This is a genomic window from Priestia sp. FSL W8-0524 (genome assembly GCF_038005965.1).
Taxonomy (GTDB): domain Bacteria; phylum Bacillota; class Bacilli; order Bacillales; family Bacillaceae_H; genus Priestia; species Priestia zanthoxyli.
This window is the reverse complement of sequence record NZ_JBBOUG010000007.1, coordinates 1-11,116: the sequence shown is the minus strand read 5'-3', so window position 1 is coordinate 11,116 and position 11,116 is coordinate 1. Positions and strand designations below refer to the sequence as shown.

The 11,116-nt window shown below is 34.8% G+C and carries 10 protein-coding genes and 1 pseudogene; 7 read left to right on the top strand and 4 right to left on the bottom strand.

Features of this window, described 5'->3' with window-relative positions:
• From NST66_RS29220 to NST66_RS29210, 3 genes and pseudogenes are all read left to right on the top strand, one after another.
• Positions 1–750, top strand: a pseudogene (locus NST66_RS29220) (relaxase/mobilization nuclease domain-containing protein); the annotation flags it as partial.
• A gap of 255 nt (positions 751–1,005) precedes the next feature.
• Positions 1,006–1,209 (top strand): hypothetical protein, encoded by a 204-nt coding sequence (locus NST66_RS29215; RefSeq protein ID WP_340843948.1) that lies wholly within the window; start codon positions 1,006–1,008, stop codon positions 1,207–1,209.
• 188 nt (positions 1,210–1,397) lie between these two features.
• A complete protein-coding gene (locus NST66_RS29210) occupies positions 1,398–2,021 on the top strand; it encodes a MarR family transcriptional regulator (protein WP_230933891.1) in 624 nt (207 codons plus the stop codon).
• A gap of 282 nt (positions 2,022–2,303) precedes the next feature.
• Here NST66_RS29210 and NST66_RS29205 read toward each other — a convergent pair whose 3' ends face one another.
• The 3 genes from NST66_RS29205 to NST66_RS29195 all read right to left on the bottom strand — a co-directional run bounded on the left by NST66_RS29205 (position 2,304) and on the right by NST66_RS29195 (position 5,504).
• A complete protein-coding gene (locus NST66_RS29205; protein ID WP_340843947.1) occupies positions 2,304–2,870 on the bottom strand; it encodes a DUF3967 domain-containing protein in 567 nt (188 codons plus the stop codon).
• A 1,392-nt stretch (positions 2,871–4,262) separates the two neighbouring features.
• Positions 4,263–4,802 carry a shikimate kinase gene (locus NST66_RS29200; protein WP_340843946.1) on the bottom strand — a complete coding sequence of 180 codons (540 nt, stop codon included), beginning with the start codon at positions 4,800–4,802 and terminating at the stop codon, positions 4,263–4,265.
• Positions 4,803–5,042: 240 nt separating this feature from the next.
• A complete protein-coding gene (locus tag NST66_RS29195; RefSeq protein ID WP_182031234.1) occupies positions 5,043–5,504 on the bottom strand; it encodes a replication/maintenance protein RepL in 462 nt (153 codons plus the stop codon).
• Between the two features lie 708 nt (positions 5,505–6,212).
• Here NST66_RS29195 and NST66_RS29190 point away from each other — a divergent pair.
• Together NST66_RS29190 and NST66_RS29185 are read left to right on the top strand one after the other, a co-directional pair.
• Positions 6,213–7,475 (top strand): glycoside hydrolase family 18 protein, encoded by a 1,263-nt coding sequence (locus tag NST66_RS29190; protein ID WP_016763691.1) that lies wholly within the window; start codon positions 6,213–6,215, stop codon positions 7,473–7,475.
• Between the two features lie 490 nt (positions 7,476–7,965).
• The gene (locus tag NST66_RS29185) at positions 7,966–8,475 is read left to right on the top strand and encodes an HTH domain-containing protein (RefSeq protein ID WP_205663453.1); all 510 of its coding nucleotides are present in this window, start codon (positions 7,966–7,968) and stop codon (positions 8,473–8,475) included.
• Between the two features lie 180 nt (positions 8,476–8,655).
• Here the strand turns inward: NST66_RS29185 and NST66_RS29180 are convergent, their stop codons facing one another.
• On the bottom strand, positions 8,656–9,522 hold the full coding sequence (locus NST66_RS29180; RefSeq protein ID WP_047934313.1) for a manganese catalase family protein: 867 nt from the start codon (positions 9,520–9,522) through the stop codon (positions 8,656–8,658).
• Positions 9,523–10,313: 791 nt separating this feature from the next.
• Here NST66_RS29180 and NST66_RS29175 point away from each other — a divergent pair.
• On the top strand, positions 10,314–10,667 hold the full coding sequence (locus NST66_RS29175; protein WP_154975066.1) for a plasmid mobilization protein: 354 nt from the start codon (positions 10,314–10,316) through the stop codon (positions 10,665–10,667).
• Positions 10,649–11,116: relaxase/mobilization nuclease domain-containing protein (locus NST66_RS29170; protein WP_340843945.1), on the top strand; the 468-nt coding region annotated here is incomplete at its 3' end. The genes NST66_RS29175 and NST66_RS29170, both read left to right, overlap by 19 nt.

Below are 11,116 nucleotides of genomic sequence, written 5' to 3'. Positions count from 1 at the left end.
GAACAGTCATTACTTGAGAAAGGTGAGTCTAGTTGGAAGGATGAAATTCGAACGGCCATTGATCAAGCCAAGGAGCAGACAGCTAGTTTTGAAGAGTTCCAGGAACGTTTAAAAGACCAGGGCGTCCAGGCGGCTTTAAGAGGTAAAAACATCACGTATGAGCATCTAGAATCGAATAAAAAGGTACGTGGCACTAAATTAGGGTTGGCGTATGAGAAGGAGACGATTTTACATGGCTTTGAAAGACAAGTTACAAGAGAAAGAGAAACAGCAGGTTCAACAGAAAGAGGAGTTACAACAGTTACAGCAGTTATACCAGGAGATGATCTTGCGTCTCAGAACGACAGAGGGCTATCTCTCGACGTTTTTGAAAGAAAACATGAACAAAGAGATGATGATCGAACAAGAGCTCGAACAGATCAAACAGACGAGCCAAGACGTGCAGCAGGAAATGAGCTTAACTTCGATGACATTGCTGAGCAAATTAGAGAACGACATCGAAACACACAAGCTGCATACAAACAAAACTTTGGCCGAGATGAAGACGGCCATCAGAGTGTTACAAAGCGAAATGAAACAGAATCAGGAGTTTCTGAGCAAAGAGTTTCAAATAAACAATCAAGCGATCAAGGACGAGCTAGAGAAGATCAACAACAACCTGGGGAGCAAGTTCGACAGCTTGAGCGCGACAGCGAAGGCGGAACTCAGCGAGGTCGAAAAAAACAGCAAGACTATGATTTCGAACGCTAAGTTAGGTGTGGCGTTTAATGGTTGGTTAGACTGGGTGAAGTATGGAGCTGGTGCAGCAATCTTTATGGTACCTGTATTCTTCTTGTTTAAGTGGTTCTTTGGGTTGTTTGGTATAGAGTTAGGATAACATTTTAATTAATTTAACTTGTCAAATAACAGCTTTCGTTATAATCTAATTGATTACATTGCATTGCATTGCGATTGATTAGATTAAATTGTATAATGTTGTATATAGAAGAAGTTGGAGGTATTAACATGACAGAGAAAAAGACGTTAAAAACCACTTCCATGAGGCTTGACGAAGATGAATTAGTAATGGTTCAGGAGTTAATTAATTCATTTAATGACTTTAATGATTTTAGTTTTAAACCCATTACTCAAAATGATGTTATACGTTTAGCTTTAAGAAGGTTATATGAGAAAGAAATACCTGCAGAATCAAGAAGTATAAAGAAATAAATAATCAATGAAATAAAGGTGTAGATGATTTAAAATTAAAAATAAGAAAAGTCCTCTAGTTTTAGCGGGCCAGAGGACTTTTAACAAAACATTTCGAGGGATTAACCTCTTGTTGTTGTGCAACCTATTTAATTAATTTTATTTTAACACAGGACGGTTAATTCCTGCTAGAGGAGAGGAATTAACAATTGAAAAAAAGAAAATTCAAAATTAATTTTGATGATGCTGAACAAAATGCTAGGTTAAGAGATTTAGAAAATGAAAAAGAAAAATTTAAAGAAGACTATCATGGCGTTGATCAGGATGATGTTAACAAAGCTATAGAAGTATTAAGTAAAGCGACTGGAGGAAAGGAGATTTACGTTGGAACTAAACGTTCTCCAAAATCAAAAGTGAAATTTGCTCAATTTATTCAGGATAATTGGGATTATGCTTTAGAAAATGATTATTTTACTGATGAACAGATGCTCTTCTTACTTCGTATTCAAAGATATATGCAATTTAAAAGTAACTGTATTGTAGATAATATTCACTCTAGAAGTGCAGTTCCATTGACACAGAAGGCTATTGCTGAAAGATTAAAAACTAGTGCGCCCAAGGTTAGTAGAATTGTAAATCAGTTAGTTGATAAAGGAGTAGTTGTTAAAGCTCAAGGTCAAAAAACAGAAGGGAATAATGCCCGTACATATGCCTTGTTTATTAACCCGAATATTATTTACAGTGGAGAACGAGACAATATAGAAACAACTTTAAAAGCACTTTTTGCTAATGCTAAGCCTTTATTTAAAAATTTTCCAGTGACCCTTTTTTAAGGGTTACTTTTTTTTATATTTTCGTAGTTATCTAATTCGGTAACTATAGTTATCTAATTCGGTAACTACGAAAATCAGTATAAACCCTTGGTATTAAAGGGTTTATTACTGCCTTAGGGGTTATTTTACTCTCACTCTCTATTTAAATAGCAATTCGCTTATAGAATTGCAAGGGTCTTTTTATAATTTTTTCGTTAGAAAATTAATAGCCTAAAGGCTAAAAAAACCGTCTCAAGACGGTCATCTTTTAATTAAAAAAACTACCCAATCTATTTGAGTAGTTTAACGTAACCATAATTGCCACCATTTCTTCTTGTTTTTTTCTTCTGACAAACTAGCAGCTATTTCTTTTTGTGATTCTTGCATTTCTCTTAATGTTGAAATCAATGTTTTATCTCGTTGTTCTAAACTATCTTTTATGTATGACTCTTGTTTTAAAAACTGTTTTTTAAAGTCTTCTTGTTGTTTCTCTATAATTTCATTTTGGTTCTTCACTAACTTTTTTAACTCTTCTAGCTCAATCATAACCGTTGTGACTTGATTAGTTATAACCGTTATATCTTCTGTTGTAACAGTTATGTCGGTTATATCGGTTGTGTCAGTTATAACTTTGCCTTTTGCAATTTCCTTTACAGCCTTTGAAACGGTCATACCTTTTTCATTTTTTAAAAGCATTAATTCTTTAAATAGATTTATATCATCTTGTGAAAACAAGAGTTGTCCTTGCTGATTACGTTTAAAGTTATAACCATGTTCTTCAAAAAGTAAATAATATTTCTTTGCAGTTGAAGTCGTGACTCCAATAGCTCTTGCTAATCCATCTACTTTTTCATAGAATTCCATGTACATAACAGTTATAACCTCCAATTTATTAAGGGTCATAACTATTATAACACCCTCTAATAAGATGTTAGTGTCTTAAAGAAAATAAAAAAGCATGAACAGGACTTAGAGAAAGAATAATTTTCAAGCCTATCAACCATACTATTTTTAAAAATAATATGGAGTGTTAGCTAGTATGTATTTCACTGTACTCAAAAATTCTATAATATTAACTATTGGGTATTATTTATCAATTATTGTTTTACCGGAAATGGTGAAGGTGAATGCCATTGTTTCAGAATGTTTGTTTTTTATACCTGCTGGCTTTTGGATTATGAGCTCAACAGATAAATGGTGGATTAATACGATTTCTATACTTTTAGCTGTAATACTTTCCTTTCCTCTCATAGATAGTTTCTTTCAGTAAATAGATAAATTATTTATGTTAGAAGAAATGAAAAAGACAACCTCATCTCAATGGCATTGGAAAGAGGTTGCCTTTTAGGGATACACTTATGAAAGTGTAAAAAATCAATTCGTTTAAATAGTACCATATTTCCCCTCTATATACGATATTTATCCATAAGAACATATGTATAAAAAGAAGCTCCAGTCTAACGGACATATTACATAGCAGCTTCTCTTTGATTTTTTAACAGATTAATCCGTTAATAGATCATTTCAGCATTCTTTAAAAAAACTTAAAGATCAGAATGGAAAAAAAGTAAATTTACCAGTTAGATTTTTTTAAATAAAACTATCTAGGCCGTATCAATTTGGTACGGTCTTTTTATTTATATTGGAAATATTTAGGTGTCATGTTTTCATGACACCCCAAAAAGTCCAACAAACTCAGTCATACCAAGGCTTAACACCACTTTTAAAACTTTCTCTCTATTATCACTATTGTTTAGTAGCAATTCGCCACTAGAATTGCAAGGATCTTTTTATAATTTTTTCGTTAGAAAAATGTTAGCCTGAAGGCTAAAAAAAATAAAAGGATACCTATTTTTAAAATCAGGTATCCTTTTATCTTAAGGGTTTTGACAACATTACAAATCATAAAAGTAGTCAGAATAATTTTACAACTATTTTATAATTAAATCAATGTAAGGCAACTTTGAGCATATGTATAAAAGGTGCACTTCTTATACATTGTTTTATTTGATTTGATCAATAGAATGCCTATTCTATCAACGATGTATAAAAAGTTGCATAAAAGAGAAAAAGAGAACTTCTTCGAACCCTTGGGGCGTAAGGGTTCTCTTTTTTGATGTGTTCCGGAAAGAGTGATTATGTTAACTACCTTTGTATATCATATACATCAAGAAAATCAGAAAGAAAGCTGCCAGGGAGGACAGCTTTCTTTCTGATAAGGTTGCAGTGGAAGACGCCGTTCAGGCATCTTGAGTAGTTTGCTCAAATTATTGTTTGATATTCAGATTTCTTATTAATAGGCACTGTATTCATGTTAATTTGTCTCAATATATCCTCATATTTGAAATCCTGATCAATCTCTAGGATTATTTTTTTAGGTTCATTTTTATATTTCTGGATTAGCTTTAATAGCAATGGACGTACATGTTTATCAAATGTGTTTAACTTTGTTACGCCTCGTTTTAGAATTTCTAAGTTGGTTGAACCTAATCTTTTATGACATCGTTCTAAACAAACTTGGAAAGGTACATCTAGAAAGATAATAATATCTGCTTTTTTAAATCTTTCTTCGTAAGTTTCTTTATACCCCCAACCTTCTATTACCCATTTATCTTTATTTAATAATTTGTTTAGTTCTCTTGAAAAATGTCTGATTTGTTGCCTGGTAGGAAAAGGAGTTGTTTTTAAAAATTTGAGTTTTTCATCCATCTCAAAGAATGGAAGTGAAAGATCTTGGCTTAACTTTTTCCCTAGAGTAGTCTTCCCTGCACAACCATTTCCAATAATACATATCTTAGACATGTTTCACCCTCCTCTTTGGAATTGACAGTTAAATCACTGTCCTAATCAATGTTATGTATATGTTCCATATATGGGATATTATTATTTTTCTAGAGTCAATATAAAATAGCAGCAGGCTTAATCCTGCTGTAAATATTTACTTCTGATAATACGTTTTATGTTAACTAAAAGTGAACATATATGTGCAGCTGTGGAAAACATCGTGTTCAAAAGAATGAACACGATGTTTTAATGATTTTTTTAATTTGTATCTTTTAATCTCATAACTTTTCCGTCTGCACTTAGTTCTACTTCGTATCTAATTTTAGAAATGTCTTTCCATTCACCTCTTCCAAAGAATTGAGGATTTAATAGGAAAACGCCTGTTTCTTTTTTTATTAGAATATCCTTTTTCGTTAACTGATTAACTGCATTAGTTACTGATTGTTGTTTAATCCCTAAATTCTCAGCTACAATTCGTTTATATCCTGAGTTAATAATGATAAATTGTCCTTTATTTGCATAAGTTACGCCTTTAATAAGCTCGTATAATACCTTACTTATCCATCCTTGTATTTCTGCTAACACAATAATGTTGTCTAAATATACTTTTATATAATCTGGTTCTTTTCCATAGTTAAAAGAAACACTCGTTGTTTCTTCCGTTATTTCTCCGTTCATATCAACTACTTTTGTTGTTTCTACTTTTGATATCTTAGCCACATTACCCACCTCTATCATTTTTTACCATTTAATATGTTTTTATCTTAACTTATATTTGAGTTATTATCAACTCTTTATTAGAGTTAAAATAAACTCTTTTATAGTGTTGTTTCTAACCCTTGATTTTTTCGAAAAAACAACTCTTTAAAACAGTTATTTTTAACTCCTATACGAGTTAAAAATAACCCTTATAGGAGTTAAAATAAACTCGTATATGAGTTATTTTTAACTTTTTAAAAGACCTTATAAACCTTGATATAACAAGGTTTATAGCAATATATGAAAATCTTTTCTCTTCTTTTATTTTTATTATGTACTTTGTTTTACAAAAAGAATATCTCTAAGCAAAAAGCCTTAAAACTAATCGTTTTAAGGCTTTTTGCTTCTTATAAGAGACATTATGTTAACTACCTTTGTATACGATATACAGCTTAAAAAACGAAAAACCTACTGAACAGGGATCAGTAGGTTTTTCTGCTATAGATATCACTATTTATCAGTTGATGCCCGGAACATCTTGAGTAGTTTGTTCGAAATCCCCAGATTTATTCATTATGAACGAGAGATATAAAAGGAAAATGTATGTCAGGCATTCTCTAAATAGGTTATATAGACAAGCTTGTATCTATATATATTTATTTAATGGGTTTTTAAAAATTATTATGTAATAAAACATGAGTGAATAAAGGAGAAGTAGGAGGGGCAAATATGTTTGTTCATGTAGTTCAACCTGATGAAACTCTATTCTCAATAAGTAACAGATATGGTTACCCTATCAATCAGTTACGAAGTGTGAATGGTTTAGAGGAAACGAATATTGTTCCAGGTCAAGCGTTGCTCATACCCCTTTATATATATACAGTTCAACCTAATGATACGATTAATAATATTGCTAGAAAAGCTTATGTATCTTTAGAACAATTGAAGAGAGCTAATCCTTCTATACAACCGAACCATTTACAGGTAGGAATGAAAATTAGGATCCCTGATATATCGAACTATATTGCAGGTACACTGCAATATTATGCTGTTCGAAGTCCAGATTTAGATAGAAATTTAATTAATGATTTCGCCACTTATTCCTCTTCTATTGCCATTTTCGAATATCATTTTGGAAATAACGGGGATATAATAAATGATTTAAACGATTTAGTGGCGATTGAAACCACTTGGAGGAACCATGTTACACCCTTAGCTACTATTACTAATCTAACTTCAGAGGGATTTAGTTCTGATCTTGCTCATCAGGTTTTAAATAATCCGACGGCAAGAAGGAATCTTGTCGATAATATCTTTTATTTAGTATCTAGAAAAGGATATGGTGGAGTAAATATTGATTTTGAACGTGTAAGGGCTGAGGATAGGGATCTTTTCACTGGGTTTTTACGTCAATTAGGAGAGCGTTTGAGACCTTCTGGATATGTTCTGACAATAGCTGTTCCAGCTAAAACAAGTGAGGATATTTCTTGGTTAAGGGGATATGATTATGGAGGTATAGGTGCCGTTGTTAATTATATGTTCATTATGGCATATGATTGGCATCATGCAGGTAGCGAGCCAGGGCCAGTCGCACCAATTACTGAGGTAAGGAGAACAATAGAATTTGCTATAAAAAGTGTTCCACGAAGAAAACTTATAATTGGCGTTCCCTTATACGGATATAATTGGTCGATTCCCTATAAAGCAGGTACAGTCGCATCGGCTATATCTAATCAAGATGCAATTAAAACAGCCATGAGATACCAGTCGTCTATACAGTATTCAAAAGAATATAAATCACCATTTTTCCGATACAAAGATCAAGCTGGACAGACACATGAGGTATGGTTTGAAGATGTAAGAAGCATGAGTGAGAAAATGGTATTAGTCCGTAAATTTGGTTTGCAAGCAATAGGAGCCTGGCAATTAACACTTGGATTTACGCCAGGACCTTGGCTTTTAAGAAAATTTTTCACTATTAGAAAGGTATAAATAATAATAATAAATATGGTTAGTCTAAAAGCTTTTTCATTTCCGGTAAAATCCATTATGTTAACTGAATTTATATATGGTATACAGAGTAAAAACAGAAAGAGACTATCTTGGCGTTGAGATAGTCTCTTTCTGTTTTTTTATTGTAATCTTTTGCTGATGCCTTGTTGCATCTTGGGTAGTTTGCTCAAAGGTTGCAGCAGTTATGCAACCTTTACAAAGCAGATTTGCAATATCCTCTTGCATAGATACTTAATCTGTTCCGAAAAAATGTTTTATGTTAACTAAAAGGCGAAAAAGCCATCTTTGGGGAAGATGGCTTTTTCTACTGATAAATATTAGGTTGTAATTGGAGTACTAAAAGACTTCTCGAGTAGTTTGCTCATGTTGATCTTAATTATTCATTTTGTAGCAAAGTAATAGCAGGAAATATTACTTTGCATTTGAATACTAGTACTATAATTTTAAAACGAAAATGGGGGCTAGTAAGATGCTGGTAAAAAAGATGTTAAATGGAATTATGATGAAAGAAATCACCATTAAAGAATTAGCTGATCGGTATGATGTAAGTACTCGTACCATTCAATCAAAGATTAAGAAATTAGGCTATGAATGGGACAGTAAGGAAAGTATTTATCGCTATGTTGGAGAAGAATCAGAACCTTTAGATGTTGATTTTAGTACTCTTATCTCTAAAAACAGTAAAATGCCAGCAAAACAACAGCTAGCCAATAGCGAAATAGCAGCTAGTGTTAGCTATCTGAATGAAAGTGAAAGTACTAATGACAGCTTTGAAAAAGCTAGTACAAATGATAGCAAAGTAGATGCAATTGATTTGTTACTGCAGCATCCAAAAGAACGCTCAAAACAAGTGTATAGAGGGTTTTATTTTGACCAGGATGTGTTAAGTATCATTGATCGAGTTCCTAAGAGTTATAAATCTGAATTAGTAAATGAAGCTCTTAGAAAAGTGTTTAAGGAAAAAGGGTTATTAGACTAAAAGTGTTCCGAAAAATGGTTTTATGTTAACTAAAAATATATATCATATACACCTTAAAAAACAGAAAAAACTACCGGCTCATCGGGGACCAGTAGTTTTTTCTGTGACATAATTAGAAGTTAGTTTTGATGCTTTTATACATCTTGAGTAGTTTGCTCAAATTGTTAAATGTTATTCTTTTTAAGCTAAATGTGGAGGAGGTGGAGTAAAGTTATCATTTCTCTTTAAATCTTGAGGTGGTGTATCATGAATATATGGGGGAGCTGGTTTTAATTTTGGTTTGCCTCCAAATCCTTCTGGGCATTGAACATATTGAAATACACCTTCTCCATCCATGCTTGGACCACTTGCCCAGCGTCCAGTAGCACTCTTTTCTCCTTCAGAAAAATTAAAGAGGACATGGGATACTTCCCGTTTCTCTAAGTGTCGAGGAAACGTACTTGGAACAACTACATTTTCTTTTTCCTCTAACTCCTTAATTGCTGCAATCCATTGATTTTGATGCATCGTATCCCGAGCAATCAACCAAGATAGCATATCTTTCACTCCACGATCACTAGTTGATTCATAGAGACGTACAACTTGAAGGCGACCTTGTGACTCTGCATTTAAATTGGCGCGAAAATCTGCCAGGAGATTACCACTTGCTGCAATATAACCTGCATGCCATCTGTTTCCTACACTATCTGCTGGCATGGCCCCAAGTCCGGAAACAATAGCATGTTGTGGATTCATGCCTCCAAGAATCGCTCCAATGACAGGATCCTGAGCTGCTTTTTCTAAATCTCCAACAGGTGCTCGATCAAGAAGTCGGGCGATCATTGTAGCTAACATTTCGATATGAGCTAATTCTTCGGCTCCTGTATCCATAAGTAAATCTTTATATTTGCCGTTACCTCGTACATTCCATCCTTGAAATAGATATTGTAATGCTACAGAGATTTCACCAAATTGCCCCCCTAAAACTTCTTGCAGTTGCTTTGCAAATAAAGGATCCGGACGGTCTGGTTTTGCATGGTATTGAAGTTCCTTTTTATGAAAAAACAATAGAAATCATCCTATCTACTTTTTATTCAAAATAATCTTTTATAGGCTATTCAACTATATAAGGATAGGTGTCTAAATTTATTTATAAAATAGAAACTGTAATATCTTCTACCTCCCCTAAAAAATAGCTAGTCTTTATACAAGGTACGAGTCGTATTTTTTAAGAAACCCACTTAAAAAATCTCCACTCTTTTCTCCTTGTACAAAGACTTTCGGCAGGTTTGTATTTCTCGCCAAGCCGACATACCCAAAACGAAGAATTTGAGAATCGGCTTGTTTGCGCAAGTATACCTGCCGAACCGCCTGTGCAGCTGTTCAAAAATAACAATCTTATCCCAAGATTAGCAACACACTTAAAAACATAAGAAGCCAGCCTCTACCCCAAAACAAAGGGGGAGATAAGCTGCGTTGTCAATGGTAAGCGGACCGTAGGGAGCATTAAGGAATTGACAATGTCACTAGACCCAAACCCTCTTGGCACTCAAACAACCACGTTTGTTTGACGCCAACCGGCGAGGGAGCCCCCTCAAAGTGTTGAGGGGGTTGGGGGTGTTTGTAGAAGCCATTCCAAAGGAGCTTTCCTTTGGCAGGTGTGGACAGCGTCCGCGGTTTGGCTCCCCCTTGAAAAGGGGGCTGGGGGGATTGTTATGCTGAGCATAACCAAGCTCAATTGGGTACCAATTGTAGAGCTTGCCTTATTCCGACTGTTTGGTGTATTATGGAAGCATACAGCTGGAATTTTACACCAAGTTCACCACGTCCAGTAGGTGAACATAAGGAGGAATAAAGGGATGAGCGAGACGAAAGGCGAGCGTAGGAACGAGCCTAAACAGGTGAAGTTCCGTGTCACTGAGGAGGAATTCGAACGGCTATCGCTGATGGCGGATAACGTAGGAATGACGGTGCCTGCCTTTGTGAAAGCAAAGGCACAGGGTACCCGCGTACGACAGCCAAAGATCAATCGTGAGGGTGCTCTGGCCATCGCGAAGGAATTGCGTGCTGTGGGTACCAATGTGAACCAAATTGCGAGATGGTGTAATTCACGAGACATCGAACAATTGAGTGAACAGGAGCTTGAGAGATTGGTATACAATCTCGACGAAATTAAAAAAGGATTGGCTGCAGCATGGCAACAATTAAGCTGAGTACCACGAAAAATGCTAATGCGTTACTGAAGTACGCTGAGAAGCGCGCTGAGGTGTCAAATTCGCTTGATTGTGATGTGGACTATGCTAGAAACCAATTTAAAGCTACAAGGGAAATATGGGGCAAGAGTGGCGGCATACAAGCCCACCATGTGATTCAGTCGTTTAAACCTGATGAAGTAGATCCTGAGAAAGCCAACGAGATTGGGTTACAGCTGGCTGAAAAGCTGGCAAAAGGCCACGAGGTGGCCGTCTATACGCATACAGATAAGGATCACATCCATAACCACATCGTCATTAATGCCGTGAACTATGAGGATGGTCGTAAGTTTCATGCACATGGCCAAGAGGCTATTGACCATGTGCGCAAAATAAGTGATGAACTGTGTAAGGAACATGGGCTGTCCATTGTAGAAGAGCGCTCGGCCGATGTTCGGTACACATTAGCT